General features: G+C 66.8%; 11 protein-coding genes. 1 reads left to right on the forward strand and 10 read right to left on the reverse strand.

Annotated features, from left to right (window positions below; translation table 11 throughout):
• Positions 1–228 precede the first annotated feature (228 nt).
• Entirely contained in the window at positions 229–1,398 is a 1,170-nt protein-coding gene (locus AC0J5K_RS08350; protein ID WP_274565491.1) for a pyridoxal phosphate-dependent aminotransferase, read from the forward strand.
• A gap of 4 nt (positions 1,399–1,402) precedes the next feature.
• Here the strand turns inward: AC0J5K_RS08350 and AC0J5K_RS08355 are convergent, their stop codons facing one another.
• The 10 genes from AC0J5K_RS08355 to AC0J5K_RS08400 all read right to left on the reverse strand — a co-directional run bounded on the left by AC0J5K_RS08355 (position 1,403) and on the right by AC0J5K_RS08400 (position 14,358).
• On the reverse strand, positions 1,403–2,419 hold the full coding sequence (locus AC0J5K_RS08355) for an ABC transporter ATP-binding protein (RefSeq protein WP_074835708.1): 1,017 nt from the start codon (positions 2,417–2,419) through the stop codon (positions 1,403–1,405).
• Positions 2,416–3,393, reverse strand: coding sequence for an oligopeptide/dipeptide ABC transporter ATP-binding protein (locus AC0J5K_RS08360; protein WP_274565490.1), 978 nt, complete (start codon positions 3,391–3,393; stop codon positions 2,416–2,418). Before AC0J5K_RS08360 ends, AC0J5K_RS08355 begins: the two co-directional genes overlap by 4 nt.
• A gap of 1 nt (position 3,394) precedes the next feature.
• The gene (locus AC0J5K_RS08365; protein ID WP_274565489.1) at positions 3,395–4,348 is read right to left on the reverse strand and encodes an ABC transporter permease subunit; all 954 of its coding nucleotides are present in this window, start codon (positions 4,346–4,348) and stop codon (positions 3,395–3,397) included.
• Between the two features lies 1 nt (position 4,349).
• Positions 4,350–5,273 (reverse strand): oligopeptide ABC transporter permease OppB, encoded by a 924-nt coding sequence (gene oppB, locus AC0J5K_RS08370; RefSeq protein ID WP_274565488.1) that lies wholly within the window; start codon positions 5,271–5,273, stop codon positions 4,350–4,352.
• Positions 5,274–5,327: 54 nt separating this feature from the next.
• Positions 5,328–6,956 (reverse strand): peptide ABC transporter substrate-binding protein, encoded by a 1,629-nt coding sequence (locus tag AC0J5K_RS08375; protein WP_074835702.1) that lies wholly within the window; start codon positions 6,954–6,956, stop codon positions 5,328–5,330.
• A gap of 167 nt (positions 6,957–7,123) precedes the next feature.
• On the reverse strand, positions 7,124–9,742 hold the full coding sequence (locus AC0J5K_RS08380) for an AAA family ATPase (RefSeq protein ID WP_274565487.1): 2,619 nt from the start codon (positions 9,740–9,742) through the stop codon (positions 7,124–7,126).
• Complete coding sequence (locus AC0J5K_RS08385; RefSeq protein WP_274565486.1) at positions 9,739–10,869, reverse strand: metallophosphoesterase family protein; 1,131 nt, start codon at positions 10,867–10,869, stop codon at positions 9,739–9,741. The genes AC0J5K_RS08380 and AC0J5K_RS08385 overlap by 4 nt, the downstream gene beginning before the upstream one ends.
• An 89-nt stretch (positions 10,870–10,958) precedes the next feature.
• On the reverse strand, positions 10,959–12,938 hold the full coding sequence (locus AC0J5K_RS08390) for a TRAP transporter permease (RefSeq protein ID WP_274565485.1): 1,980 nt from the start codon (positions 12,936–12,938) through the stop codon (positions 10,959–10,961).
• A complete protein-coding gene (locus tag AC0J5K_RS08395; RefSeq protein WP_170850516.1) occupies positions 12,935–13,402 on the reverse strand; it encodes a DUF1850 domain-containing protein in 468 nt (155 codons plus the stop codon). Before AC0J5K_RS08395 ends, AC0J5K_RS08390 begins: the two co-directional genes overlap by 4 nt.
• Positions 13,399–14,358, reverse strand: coding sequence for a TAXI family TRAP transporter solute-binding subunit (locus AC0J5K_RS08400; protein ID WP_074835696.1), 960 nt, complete (start codon positions 14,356–14,358; stop codon positions 13,399–13,401). The genes AC0J5K_RS08395 and AC0J5K_RS08400 overlap by 4 nt, the downstream gene beginning before the upstream one ends.
• Between the last annotated feature and the right edge of the window lie 201 nt (positions 14,359–14,559).

The following is a 14,559-nucleotide window of genomic DNA, read 5'->3' on the forward strand; positions in this document are numbered from 1 at the left end:
GGATGTCTCGGCGTCAGTCTATCCGGCAAGTATGACCGATATTTTGACGCCGGCGGCAAGGCGGCAAACCCGGCTGGGCTGAAATCGGCCGGGCAGCGGCCGCACGGGGCGGAAAATCGGGCAGCCACGGCCGCACGACCGGCGCACGAAACCCGGTTTTCCATTCCCGGCGCCGCGGTGTAGCATCCGCGCGAAACCGCTCCCCGACACCAGTACGAAAGCTCCCCGATGTCCGACTTGATCTTTGCCGACAGCCTCTCGCGGCTGGGAACCGAAAGCGCCTTCATGGTGCTGGCGCGCGCCTCGAAACTGGCGGCAGAGGGCCGCGAGATCATCAACCTGGGCATCGGCCAGCCGGATTTCCAGACACCCGAACATATCGTCGAGGCCGGGATCAAGGCGCTGCGCGACGGCCATCACGGCTATACCCCCGCCAACGGGTTGCCGGTGCTGCGCGAGGCGGTGGCGGCCGATCTGCACCACCGGCACGGTGCCGAGGTCAACCCCGACAACGTGGTGGTGGTGCCGGGCGGCAAGCCGACGATGTTCTTTGCCGTGCTGATGTTCGGCCAGCCGGGCACGGAAATCATGTACCCCAACCCCGGCTTTCCGATCTATGAGTCCGTCATCAAGTATTCCGGTGCGACCCCGGTGCCGATCCGCCTGCGCGAAGAGAACGGCTTTGCCTTTTCCGCCGAAGAGGTGCTGGGCCAGATCACCGACAGGACCCGGCTGATCATCATCAATTCGCCCGCCAATCCCACCGGCGGCGTCACCCCGCGCGAAGAGATCGACAAGCTGGTCGCCGGGTTGATGGAGCATCCGCAGGTGGCGCTTTTGTCGGACGAGATCTATTCCCAGATGCTCTATCACGGGCAGGAGCATGTCAGCCTGCTGCAATATCCCGAGATCCGCGACCGGCTGATCCTGCTCGACGGCTGGTCCAAGACCTATGCGATGACCGGCTGGCGGCTGGGCTTCGCGGTCTGGCCCGACGCGGCGGTCGATCATGTCACCCGGCTCTGCATCAACGACCATTCCTGCGTCAACGCCGCGGCGCAATATGCCGGTCTCGCCGCTCTGACCGGGCCGCAGGACGCGGTGCGCGACATGGTGGCCGAATTCGACAGCCGCCGCGCGGTGATCGTCGCGGCGCTGAACGATCTGCCCGGCGTGCGCTGTTCCGATCCGGGCGGGGCATTTTATGCCTTCCCGAATATCGAAGGCACCGGAATGAGCGCGATGGAGGCGCAGAACCGCTTTCTCGACGAGGCCGGGGTCGCGACCGTCGCCGGCACCTCCTTTGGCGCCATGGGCGAAGGCTATCTGCGCTTTTCCTACGCCAATTCCGAAGCGAACATCCGCAAGGCCATCGACCGCATCGGCGCCATTCTCTGACCGCTCAGGCTGAAACCGCGCCGCCCATGGCCCCGGCATCCTCGTAAAACGGGCAGGCGACACAATGGCCCGGCGCGGCCTCGAGCAGCGGCGGCCGGGCCTCGGCACAGCTCTCGCGGGCGATCGGGCAGCGGGTGCGAAACACGCAGCCCGACGGTGGGTCCATCGGTGAGGGCAGCTCGCCCTTGAGCACCGGCCGGTGCCGCGTCCGTTCCAGCCGTGGATCGGGGATCGGCACCGAGGAGATCAGCGCGCGGGTATAGGGATGTTTCGGCGCGCCGGTGACCTCTGCCGCAGTGCCGGTCTCGACGATGCGGCCAAGGTAGAGTACGTCGATGCGGCTCGAGATATGGCGCACCACCGAGAGGTCATGGGCGATGAACATCAGGCTCAGCCCCATGTCCTTTTGCAGCCCTTTCAACAGGTTGACCACCTGCGCCTGAACCGAGACGTCAAGCGCCGAGACCGGCTCGTCGCAGATCACCAGTTCCGGCTCGGTGATCAGCGCGCGGGCGATGCCGATGCGCTGACATTGGCCGCCGGAGAACTCATGCGGATAGCGGTTTTGCAGGTTGGGCAGGAGGCCCACGCGTTCCATCATCTCGCCGACGCGGCGGCGCTGTTCCTTGGCGTCGAGGTCGCCGCGATGGGTTTTCAGCGGTTCGGCGATGATCTGGCCGACGTTCATCCGGGGATCGAGCGCCGCCAGCGGATCCTGAAACACCATCTGCACATGGCGGCCATGGGCGCGGCGTTCGGCCGGCTTCAGGGCGGTGATGTCGCGGCCTTTCCACAACACCCGGCCGCCGGTGGGCCTGACCGTGCCGACGATGGCGCGCGCCAGCGTCGACTTGCCCGATCCGCTTTCGCCGACAAGGCCGAGGGTCTCGCCCCGGTGCACCGTCAGATTGGCCTTTGACACCGCCTGAAGCGCGTCTGGCCGGGTCCAGGGCATGGCGCCGCGTTTGGCAATGTCGAAGGTGACGTCGAGATCGCGGGTTTCCAGCAACACGTCGGTCATCGGTGAACATCCTCCCTTGCGGCGTGGCAGGCGCGCTTGCGGTCGGTGTCGAAAGACACCAGATCGGGCATCCGCTGCGGGCAGGGCTCATGCGCAAGCGGGCAGCGCGGGGTGAAGGGGCAGCCGCCCGCAAGGCCCAGCAGGTCCGGCGGATCGCCGGGAATGGTCAGCAAGTCCTCCTGCGGGATATCCAGCCGGGGCACGGCCGCCAGAAGGCCTAGCGTATAGGGGTGCGAGGGCGCTTCGAAGAGCTTGTCCGTGGGGCCGGTTTCCATCACCCGGCCGCCGTACATCACCATGGTTCGCTCGCAAGAGCCGGCGACAATGCCGAGGTCATGGGTGATCAGGATGATCGCGGTGCCGAATTCCTCGCGCACCTCGGTCAGAAGCTCCATGATCTGCGCTTGCACGGTGACGTCGAGCGCGGTGGTCGGCTCGTCGGCGATCAGCAGCGCCGGACGGCAGAGCAGCGCCATGGCGATCATGATCCGCTGCCGCATGCCGCCGGAAAACTCGTGCGGGTACATGCCCAGCCGGCGTTTGGCATCGGGAATGCGCACCGCGTCGAGCATCCTCGCGGCATCTTCCATTGCCGCGCGCTTCGACTTTCCGAGGTGCAGTTGCAGCACCTCGGCCATCTGGGTGCCGATCTTGAGATAGGGGTTGAGCGAGGTCATCGGATCCTGAAAGATCATTGCCACCCGTTCGGCGCGGACCTTGTTCAGCTTGGCCTCGGGCAGGTTGAGGATCTCCTGGCCCTCGATCTTGACCGAACCTTCCGAACGGCCATTGCGCGCGAGCAGCCCCAACATGGCAAAGGCCAGCTGCGTCTTGCCCGAGCCGCTTTCGCCGACAATCGCCAGCGTGTCGCGTTTCGCCAGATCGAGCGAAATGCCGTTGACCGCGCGCACCGTGCCATCGGGCGTGTCGAAGCTGACCGAGAGGTCGCGGACGGAGAGAAGGTGCTTTGTCATCTCAGCGGTCCTTCGGGTCAAGCGCGTCGCGCAGCCCATCGCCGACAAAGAAGAAGCCGAACAGCGAGACGACAAAGAAAGCAAGTGGAATCAGTAGCATCCAAAGTCCCTGGCGCATCTGGTCTGCGCCTTCGTTGATCAGCGCCCCCCAGGAGGTCAGCGGCTCCTGCACGCCGAGCCCGAGGAAGGAGATGAAGCTTTCGTAGATGATCATCGAGGGCACCAGCAGCGTCGCATAGACGATCACCACGCCCAGCAGGTTGGGCACGATATGGCGCAGGATGATGCGGAAGGGGTGCACGCCGGTGGCAATGGCCGCTTCGATGAAGTCGCGACCGCGCAGACTCAGCGTCTGGCCGCGGGCGATCCGCGCCATGTCGAGCCAGGAGATCAATCCGATGCCGATAAAGAGCATCAGGATCGACCGGCCGAAGACCACCAGCAACAGGATCAGCACGAACATGTAGGGCACCGACATCAGCACATCGACCACGCGCATCATCATGTTGTCGAGCCTGCCGCCGAAATAACCCGAGACCGCGCCATAGATCGTGCCGACCAGCACCGCGATCAACGCGCCCACGACGCCGACCATTAGGCTGATCTGGGTGCCCTGCACCGTGCGGGCAAAAAGATCGCGGGCCTGGGCATCGGTGCCGAACCAATGGCCGGTCTCGGAACAGGGCGGGATCTCGTTGTCGGGGCCTGACAGGAAACAGGGGCCGCCGGCGTCATCGACCTTGCCGAGGATCGACCAGTTGATTTCCTCGATGGAATGCTGCGCCACGAAGGGGCCGAAGATCGCGAATGCGGCCACGAGGCCCAGGACGATCAGCCCGCCGACGGCGGCGCGGTTGCGGAAAAAGCGCGCCCGGGCATCAGCCCAGAGCGAGCGGGGCGGGCCCATCGGCGCGGCGGCGGCGAGGGCGGCGGATTGAGAGCGGGAAACAACCATCTCAGTACCGGATCTTGGGGTCGATCCACGCGTAGAGGATATCGACCAGCAGGTTGAACAGAATGGTGAGCGCGCCGAGCAGCACCGTGATCCCCATCATCACGCCGTAATCGCGGTTGAGCGCCGAGGCGACAAAGAACTGGCCGATGCCGCCGGTGGAGAAATAGAGATCGATCACTACCGAACCGGTGATCATCCCCACGAAGGCCGGCCCGAGATAGGAGATCACCGGCAGCAGTGCCGGCTTCAGCGCATGGCGCAGCACGATGGTGCGCCCAGGCAGGCCCTTGGCGCGGGCGGTGCGGATGAAGTTCGAGGTCATCACCTCGAGCATCGAGGCCCGCGCAATCCGCGCGATCGAGGCCATGAAGGAGGTCGAGAGCGCGATCACCGGCATGATCAGGTATTCGATCTGCCCGCCCTGCCAGCCGCCGCCGGGCAGCCAGCCCAGCCAGAGGGTGAAGACCAGCACCAGGATCGGCGCCATCACGAAGTTGGGCAGCACCTGCGCGCCGATGGAAATGCCGACGGCGAAGTAATCGAGCCAGGTGTTCTGCCGGATCGCCGCGACAACGCCCAGCGTGCCGCCGACGACAACGGCGACAAGGAAGCTCCAGAAACCATAGGTCAGGGTGACAGGAAATCCCTGTTCGATCAGGTCGTTCACGTCCTGGTCGCGGTATTGGAACGAGGGGCCGAAATCGAACTGGGTGACGATCTTCCAGATATAGGTGCCGATCTGGGCGAGGAAGGGCCGGTCGAGGCCGTATTCCCGCTCGAGATTGGCCAGCACGGCAGGCGGCACCCCGCGGTCCGAGGCAAAGGGGCTGCCCGGCGCGGTGTACATCAGGACAAAGGTGAGCACGATCAGGATCAAAAGGACCGGGATCGCGAACAGAAGGCGGCGAAGGATGAAGGCTGTCATGCGGAGTGTGTGGCGCCAGGGCAGGCAAGCTCAGCCCGCCCTGGCGCGCACCTGTTACTCGGCCGCGGCGCGGTAGAGATCGCGCACGTACCAGTTGTTCTCGGCGTTCTCCATCGGCCAGTTCCTGACCTCCGGGTTCAGCACGAAGTTCTGGGTGTAGTGGTAGATCGGGATGATCGCCATGTCGCGGGCGAGCACCTCTTCCGCCTGGGTGTAAAGCGGCTGCGGATCATCGGCCTTGGCGGCCTCGTCCATCAGCTGGTCGAACTCTTCCGAGATGTATTTGCCGTCGTTGTTGGCATTGTTCGAGGTCAGCAGGTCCAGGAAGGTCGAGGCTTCGTTGTAATCCGCGCACCAGGCCGAGCGGGCGATGTCGAATTGCTGATTGCCGCGAATGTCGAGGTAGGACTGCCATTCATAGTTCGACAGGGTGATGTTGACGCCCAGCGGTTTCCACATCTGGCTGACCGCGATGGCGATCTGCTTGTGGTTTTCCGAAGTGTTGTAGATCAGGTCGAGATCAAGCGGGTTGTCGGGGCCATAGCCCGCCTCCTGCATCAGCTCCATGGCCTTTTCCATCCGCGCGTCCTGCGACATCTGCGAATAATCGATGGTCGGCAGTTCGAAATCGGCGGTCGCCCAATGGGTAAAGCTGTAGGCGGGCTTCTGACCGGCCTGTAGGATCTGGTCGGTGATCACATTGCGGCGCACCGCATAGCTCAGCGCCTTGCGGACCTTGGGATCCTTGAGCGCCTCGTGCCCGCTCTCGGACTGGTTGAAAGTGTAGTAGTAGGAACAGAGCCGCGGCACCGCATGGGCGGTCTCGGGGCTTTCCTCTTCGAGATCGGGATAGGAGCCGGCGGGCAGGTCGTCCATCATGTCGAATTCGCCGGCCTGAAAGCGGCTCAGCGCCTGATTGGCGTCATTGATGACATAGCCATAGACCTCGTCGATGATGACATCCTCGGCGCCCCAGTATTCCGGGTTCCGCTCGAGCCGGAAGAATTCGTTGACCCTGATTTCGGCCAGGGTATAGGCGCCATTGACCACGATGTTCTCGGGGTCGGTCCAATCGGCGCCATGCGCCTCGATGGTGGGCTGATGCGCCGGCATCAGGGTGTAATGCACCGCCATCTGCGGGAAATAGGGCAGCGGCTGGGTCAGCGTGACCTCGAGCGTATGGTCATCCACGGCGCGCACGCCCAGCGTGTCGGTGGCGGCCTCTCCGGCGATGATCTCCTTGGCGCCCTGCATCTGGGTCAGCTCGACATACCAGGCATATTCCGAGGCGGTGGCCGGATCGGCGGCCCGGCGCCAGGCATAGACGAAGTCATGGGCGGTGACCGGATCGCCGTTCGACCACTTGGCATTGTCGCGCAGCGTGAAGGTCCAGGTCTGGTTGTCCTCGCTCGACCATTCGGTGGCGACGCCGGGGCGCAGGGTGCCGTCGGCATTCTGGGTCAGCAGCCCTTCGAAGATCTGACGCGCCACATGACCGCCGGCGGTTTCCTCGATCAGTTGCGGATCGATGGTCGGGAACTGGTCGAGCAGACGATATTTGAACACCTGGGTTTCAGCCAGGGGTTCGCCGGTTTCGGGGTGCGTATCCTGTGCGGCAAGCGTGGTGCCGCTGGCGGCCAGCAGGACTGCGGCGGCCGTTGTCAGCAAAAGATGGCGTGTCATTGTCGAGATCTCCCTTTCTCGCGATTGCGTCCGGGCCTCTTTTGTCGCGGGCCCGTGAGACAGACGCCAAACATCACCAAGATCGTGTCGATAGTCCAGAGCTGAGAACTTTCATGCTCTGGTTGACGTCGCGTGGCCGCCGGCGGGCGGCAATTTTTCGCTGAGCCTTACTCGGCGGCCTTGGCAGCGGGGACCGGCGTGAGATGCAGACTGTTGCCGCCGAGCCCGCGAAACGCCCGCTGGCGACAGCTCAGCACGATGATCTGAAGATCGCCGGCCTGACGATGCAGCGCGTCGAACATGCGCTCGATCCGGTCGTCATCGGTGAAGACCAGCGCATCGTCGAGGATGACCGGCGCCGTCCGCCCGGTTGCCGCCAGCAGCCGGGCAAAGGCCAGCCGGACCAGCAACGCCACCTGTTCCTGGGTGCCGCCCGAAAGGATGGTGATCGGCTCTTCCCGGCCATCGCGTACCAGCGAGTCGGGCAGCAGCGAGCTATCGCCCCAGGTCAGCTCGGCCTCAGGCCAGAGCAGGTGCAGCAGCGGCTTCAGCTCGCGGGCGATGGGGCTGAAATAGCGCTCCCGCGCTTCGGTGCGGGCGGCTTCGAGCGCCGCCTCGAGCCGGATCAGCACATCCTTTTCATGCACGATCCGCGCCAGCGCGGCCTCGGCGATTTCAAGTTCCTGCCGTGTTTCCTCCAGCCGTTCCTCGACCGCCTCGCCGGAGGAGCGGCCGATGCGTTCGTCGAGCCGGGCCAGCAGCGGCTTCAGCCGGGTGATCTCTTCCCTTGCGTTCCGTTCGACCGATGTGGCGCGGTTCAGCGCCGCTTCGGTGCTGGCCGGATCGGGGGCGCCGCGGGCCTTGTCGGCATGGCGGGTCTCGGCCGCGCGCAGCGCCGTTTCCGCCTGATGCAGTTCTGCGGCCAGCGTCTCTTCTGCGCTGTCGCCCAGCCGGGCGCGGGCTGTCTCGGCGCGGGCCAGCCGGTCTTGCAGAGAGGTCAGCGCGGTATCGCTGCGGGTCGCGTCGTTGCGGGCATCGGCGAAGTGGTCGGCGGCGGTCTGATGTGCGATGCGGGCGGCGTCAAAGGCCTGTCTCGCGGCGCTCAACGCCTGTTCCGCCGCCTCGGGATCGGGCGCCTCGGCCCGGTCTTCGGGCTGCGGAATGGCGGCCAGCGCCGCGCGCAATTGATCGATGCCATCGGGCGCGAGACTGGCCAGGACCGCGCGGGCCTCGCCGGCCCGGTGTTCGGCGGCGACGCGGGTTTCGCCCGCGGCGCGGGCGGCCTCGAGGGTCTCGACATCCAGTGACTCGAGCGCATTGCGCAGCGCCTGCGCCGCCGCCTCGACCGAGGTATCGTCGTGCTGGCCTTCGCCCGGGCGCACTTCGAGCGTGCCGATGCCGGCGATGGTCAGTTGCGTGGCGCGGGGCAGGGCGGTGGCCGTGCCCTCGGCCAAGGCGCGGTCGCCCAGCGATATGGCGCCGGCCTGTCCCGGGGCGTAGCGGGCAATGACCTGAGTGGCCGTAGCTTCGCGCGCGGCCTTGGCCGTGGCATGGGCGGTGGCGAGGGTTTCGAGCCGGCGCAACGCCGTGTCGTCGGGGCCCTGACGCGCGGCGGCGGCGGCGTCTTCCATGGCGCTGCGGGTCTTTTCGGCCTCGGCGATGCGCGCGGTGAGGGCGCGCCTGCGGTCGGCACCGTCGCGCGCCGCCTGGGCGCGCAGGGCGGCGGCGCGCTGTGTTTCCGCTTCGGTCAAAGCCTCTTGCGCGGTGGCAAGATCACCTTCGGCGGCCTCCCGGGCCGCGCGGGCGGTCTCGGCCGTGGCACGGGCCTGCGCCGCTTCCTGCTCGGCCGCCGCAAGGAGCCTGGCCGCCTCGTCATGTTCGGCCAGCGTTTCGCGCAGGGTATTCAGGCGGGCGCGGGTGGTCTCTGCGGTGAGCCGGGCGGTCTGGAGCTTCTGCGCCTCGGCGGCGACATCTTCGGCATGGCGTTTGGCGGCGGTATGTGCCGCCTCGGCCGCCTCGAGCCGGGCGCGGCGTTCTTCCACCGCCTCGGGCGCCTCCCAGGCATGCAGCTCGCGCCGGGCTCGCTTGCGCTCGGCAAGGGCCGCGTGCAGCGCCTCCGCCGTTGCAGCGAGACTGTCGCGCCGCTCGGTCAGCGTTTCCACCCGGTCGAGCGCGGCGCGCCATGGGCCGCCCTTGCGCGGATTGCGGTTCTTGCCGGTGGCAAGATCGTCGAGTTCGGCGCGGCATCTGGCCAGCGCCATGTCCATGCGCCGCCCGCCGGTCATCTGCTCGACCTCTTCGCCGACCGAAGTCATCAGATCGCGCCGTGCCTCGAGCGCCAGATTCTGCTCCTTGGTGGTGCCGCCTGTCAGCTCGGTCATGCCCTGCCGCACCCAGATCAGCCCCGAAGGCCCGCCCCCGTCACCGCCCAGAAGTTCGGCGATCCAGGCCTCGGCCTCATCGGCCTGGGCGATCAGCGTGCCGTCGCGGTGCACCGTCGCGGCGGCCTTGCCAAGCCAGCGTTTGAACAGGGTGAAGCGCCCCGCCTCGGTCTCGACCGTGACGCTGACCTCGGGCGTTCCGCCGGCATGGGGCCGCAGCGCGCTGACCTCCTTGTCGCGCGAGCCATGCGGTTTGAAAAACAGCGCCTGTATCGCGTCGAACAGCGTGGATTTACCGTGTTCATTCGGTGCACAGAGCAGGTTGAGCCCGTCGCCGATGGCGTCGATCGCCACCGGATCGGTGAAACGGCGGACATTGTTGACGGTGATGGCGCGGAGCTTCATTGCGCGTCCTCCCGAACATAGGCGTAGAGCCGGGCAAGCGCATCCCCGGCCACCTGCCGATCCTGGTGCGACAGGGTTTCGGATTGCGCCGCCTCCTGCAAGCTCTCGGCGGCCAGCCGCAAGGCACCGGCGCGGTCGATCTCGTCGAGGTCGCCGGCATCGTATTGCGTGCCGAGTTCGTCGGTCAGCAGCTCGAAATGCGCGAAATCGGGTGCGACCCGATCCGCCGCGTGGCGCAGATCGGCCTGATCCGACAGCCCGGCCCAGCCATTGGCCCGCACCCGCAACAGCACGTCGCGCCGCCCGGTTTCGGGCAGGATCGTCGCCAGCGCCTGCGCCGCGTCCTGCCGCGGGTGCAGCGCCAGCGGGCGCTCGGTCCAGAGAAAGGCGCCGGTCTCGACTTCTTCGACCTGCGGCGGGGCGCCGGGGCCCTCAAGCGTGACCGCAAGGCAGACGCCGCGCCGGCCATGCTTGAAACGGTCCTGCTCGGGGCTGCCGCAATAGTGCACCCGGTCCGAGACCGGCAGCCGCCCGTGCCAGTCGCCCAGTGCCAGGTAGTCGAGCCGCGCGCTGCGGTCGCGGTCGGGGGCGATGGCCTCGCCCGAGCCGGTGAAATCGGTGACGCCGCCATGGGCCAGCCCCACGCGCATCCGGCCGGCCTCGCTTTCCATGCGCACCAGCGGCTCGGTCGGATCGCTGGCCCCGGCGCGAAAGGCCACCGGTGCCGGCAGCAGCGTGGCCACGTCGCCCAGTGGTTGCGGGTCCGCCTCGGTGAGCGCCACGACATTGGCGGGCGCGTCGCGGCGGATCGCCTCCCAGAGCGGCTCGGCATCGCGCAGGTTGTCGTGGTTGCCGGGCAGGAGCCACCAGGTCACGCCGCCGGCTTCGCCCATCGCCGCCAGCGCCTGCCGGATCACCGCAGGCGAGGGCGTGGCGGTGTCAAAGGTGTCGCCGGCCAGCAGGACATGGCCGGCATCGCGGGACTGCGCCACCTCGGCCAGCCGGGCAATCGTGCCATGGCGAGCCTCCATCAACCGGCCGCGGATGTTGCCGTCTTCGGGTTGTGGGATATTGGCGAACTTGCGCCCGATATGCAGGTCGGACGCATGGATGAAGCGCAGGGTCATGGCGGCACACTCCGGCAACTGGGTATCGGCGCCTTTATCGGCCGGGACGCCCGCAACCGCAATCAATCAGCCGGATTTCATGTGCCGCCTCATCCCGGTGCCGGTTGTCTGTGGTCGCGCGCGCCGAGCCAGTTCATCGCCAGCAGCGCGCAGAGCAGCAGGGCGCCCGCGATCTCGATCTGGAGGCTGGGCCAGAATACCGCGATCATCCCTGGCACCACCAGCAGCCGTGCCCAATGCGGCATCGGGCCGAAGAGATAGGCCTCGAGCGCGGCGGCAAAGGCGGTCAGCGCCAGGATCGCGATAAAGCCGTTCCAGAGCACCAGCGGCACCGGCCCGCCTTCGATGATCGACGGGTTGTAGACCATGAAGAGCGGGATCAGGTAGAGCCCCTTGGCGTATTTCCACGCCTGCACCGAGGTCTCCATCGGCGAGGCATTGGCAATCGCCGCGCCGGCAAAGCCGGCGAGCGCCACCGGTGGCGTGACGTTGCTGTCCTGGCTCCACCAGAAGACCACCAGATGCGAGATCAGCAGCGGAATGCCGAATTCCTCGGTCAGCGCCGGGCCGACGAGAATGATCAGCACGATATAGGCCGCGGTCACCGGCAGCCCCATGCCGAGGATCAGGCTGGCGATCACCACCAAAAGCAGCGCCAGCAGCAGGTTGCCATTGGAAAAGGCCAGCATCATCGCCGAGAACTTCAGCCCCAGCCCGGTCAGGCCGACGACGCCGACGACGATCCCGGCCACGGCGCAGGCCATCGAGACGGCAACGGCATTGCGCGCGCCCAGCTCCAGCGCTTCGAGCGTCTTGGCAAAGCCTGCCCTGGCCAGCGCCACCAGTCCGGCCAGCGTCGGGCCGGCGGCGAAATATTGCATCAGCCCGCGCAGCACCGCGGCGCCGATCACCGCGAGGATGGCGTAAAAGCCGACGCGCATCGGCGAATAGCCGACCACCAGCAGCCAGACCAGCGCCACCAGCGGCAAGAGGAAATGCCAGCCCTCGGCCAGCACCTCACGGACCCGGGGCAGATCGGCGGAGGGAATGCCCTTCATGCCCTGTTTGACGGCGGCGATATGCACCAGCAGATAGACCGCGCCGAAATAGAGGACGGCCGGAAAGATCGAGACCAGCACGATCTCGATATACGGCACGCGGGTGAATTCGCTCATCAGGAAGGCGCCGGCGCCCATCAGCGGCGGCATGATCTGGCCGCCGGTCGAGGCCGCGGCCTCGATGCCCCCGGCCTGCGCCGGGCGGTAGCCGAGGCGTTTCATCAACGGGATGGTAAAGGCGCCAGTGGTCACCACATTGGCGATCGCCGAGCCCGAGATCGACCCCATGCCGGCCGAGGCGATCACCGCCGCCTTGGCCGGGCCGCCGCGCTGGCGGCCGGTGGCGGCATAGGCCAGGTCGATGAAGAACTTGCCGGCGCCGGTGACTTCGAGGAAGGCGCCGAACAGCACGAAGACAAAGATGAAGGTGGCGGCCACGCCCAGCGGCAGGCCGAAGATGCCTTCGGCGCCCAGGGTCATCTGGCTGGCCAGCCGGTCCAGCGTATAGCCCCGGTGGTTGAGGATGCCGGGCATCCAGTCGGCCAGCCAGGGCAGTTCGCCGCGCGACCCGGCAAAGGCGTAGAGAATGAACATGGCGCCGATGATCGTCATGCCGAGGCCGATGGCGCGCCGCGCCGCCTCGAGCACCACGAGGGTGGTGATGACGCCGACGACGACATCCTGCTGCCGCGGGATGATGGCATTGGCGATGGCGTCGATATTGGCCGGCACCCAATAGCCCACCAGCACGCCACAGGCGATCAGCGGCCCGTCGATGGCCCATCCGACCAGCCCGCGCGGCCGGTTGCCGGTGACTGGATACATCAGGAAACAGAGCACCAGAATGAAGCCGAGGTGGATCGGCCGCTGAAAGAACAGCCCCAGCGGCTGGATGCCGGCGGCATAGAGCTGGAACAGCGACAGGGTGATGGCGACGATGGCGATCGCCATCAGCACCGAGCGCGGCTGGCGGTCGGCGCCGGGCGCCTTGACTTCATAGGTGTCGGTCATTCGGGGTCTCCCGGTTGCAGAGCGATCCGGACCCGCTGGCGCGCGGCGCGGGCCGAAAGCGGGATTTCGGCGTTACCTGCAACGATCCTGTGATTGACGGCAGCGCGGCCGGGGCGGAGCACATAGGCATCCCCCGGGACCGGCTCGTCGATGTCTTCGATCCAATAGCCGCCGGCGCCGTCGGAGACCTGCCGCCCCCGGCCGGGCAGATGGCCGAGACCGGCGGCGAAATCGGGCTGGTGCGAGCGCGTGAGCACCATGCGACCCTGGCGGTTCTGGTAGCAATCCTGCACCGGAAAGCCCTGCACCGAATGGTTCCACAGCACGCACCATCCACCGCCCTCGGCGACGGCAATGCGGCCGATCTCGGTGCCGTCGGGCAGGGTGGCGGTCAGAACGCCGGCCTGGACGGTCGAAACGGTGAGGAAGAGGGCCGCAAGCCCTCTTCCGAAAGCGCCGATCACGGGCGCAGATGGTCGGGAACGGTGGCGCCGGCTTCCTCGAAATAGCGCAGCGCACCGGGGTGCAGCGGCACCGGGGTGGCGTTCATCGAGAATTCGATCGTGGTCTCGTTCGCCGCCGGGTGCACCGCCTGCATGTCGGCAATGTTCTCGTACATCGCCTTGGTAATCTGATAGACGGTGTCCGCGTCCATCTCGGACGACACCACCAGCACGTTGGGCACGCCCACGGTGGACACTTCATCATCGACGCCCTGATAGACGCCGCCCGCGAGCTTCAGCGGGGCAAAGGTCTCGTCGGCTGCATCGGCCGCCGCGAGCTGTTCGTCATTGAGGCCGATCATGCGGATCGAGTTGGTGGTGGCGAGGTTGAGGATCGACGAGGTCGGCGCGCCGACGCTCCAGAAGCCGGCGTCGATATCGCCGTTGTTGAGCGCATCGGCGGTCTCGTTGAAGTTCAGCCGCTGGGCGTCGAAATCATCGAAGCTGATGCCATTGGCCTCGAGCAGGGTGCGGGCATTGACCTCGGTGCCCGAGCCCGGTGCACCGACCGAGACGCGCTTGCCCTTGAGATCGTCGAGCCCCTCAATGCCGCTGTCGGCCAGGGTCACGATCTGCACCATATTGGCATAAAGCGAGCCCACGGCGCGGATCATCGGCAGCTGCTGGCCCTCGAAACGGCCAGTGCCGGTATAGGCCTGCTGCACGGTGTCGGCGAGGCCGATGGCGAAATCGGCGTCGCCGGTCGCGATCAGCCCCATGTTCTCGACCGAGGCGCCGGTGACCTCGGCGGTCGCGCTGTAGCCGTCGACGTGATTGTTGATCACCTCGGCCAAGCCGCCGCCCATCGGGTAATAGACGCCGCCGGTGCCGCCGGTGGCGATCGAGAGCTGCATCTGCGACAGCGCCGGGGTGGCGGCGACCAGTGTGGCAATGGCAAAGTATCTGGCAAGTTTCATGTTATTGTTCCTCCCGTTTGATTTATGCCTGCCACCGTATCTTTCGGCAGAGATTATTCAAGAGGAACAAGCGGGAAGTCGGGGCGGGGCGATCTGTGCGGGTTTTGCGGCGCGGGCGGGGGCGCGGGGCAGGGTGAGGCCCCGGCGCGGCGGCCGGGACGCGCGAGAGAATCGACGGGCAACGGCCTGTCGCGTCCCGGA

The organism is Marinovum sp. E3, from assembly GCF_055755275.1.

Coding starts and splice junctions, on each gene's coding strand:
- AC0J5K_RS08400 (WP_074835696.1), bottom strand. CDS start 14,358: ATGAAACTTGCCAGATACTTTGCCATTGCCACACTGGTCGCCGCCACC.
- AC0J5K_RS08360 (WP_274565490.1), bottom strand. CDS start 3,393: ATGACAAAGCACCTTCTCTCCGTCCGCGACCTCTCGGTCAGCTTCGAC.
- AC0J5K_RS08355 (WP_074835708.1), bottom strand. CDS start 2,419: ATGACCGACGTGTTGCTGGAAACCCGCGATCTCGACGTCACCTTCGAC.
- AC0J5K_RS08385 (WP_274565486.1), bottom strand. CDS start 10,869: ATGACCCTGCGCTTCATCCATGCGTCCGACCTGCATATCGGGCGCAAG.
- AC0J5K_RS08365 (WP_274565489.1), bottom strand. CDS start 4,348: ATGGTTGTTTCCCGCTCTCAATCCGCCGCCCTCGCCGCCGCCGCGCCG.
- AC0J5K_RS08390 (WP_274565485.1), bottom strand. CDS start 12,938: ATGACCGACACCTATGAAGTCAAGGCGCCCGGCGCCGACCGCCAGCCG.
- AC0J5K_RS08375 (WP_074835702.1), bottom strand. CDS start 6,956: ATGACACGCCATCTTTTGCTGACAACGGCCGCCGCAGTCCTGCTGGCC.
- oppB (WP_274565488.1), bottom strand. CDS start 5,273: ATGACAGCCTTCATCCTTCGCCGCCTTCTGTTCGCGATCCCGGTCCTT.
- AC0J5K_RS08350 (WP_274565491.1), top strand. CDS start 229: ATGTCCGACTTGATCTTTGCCGACAGCCTCTCGCGGCTGGGAACCGAA.
- AC0J5K_RS08380 (WP_274565487.1), bottom strand. CDS start 9,742: ATGAAGCTCCGCGCCATCACCGTCAACAATGTCCGCCGTTTCACCGAT.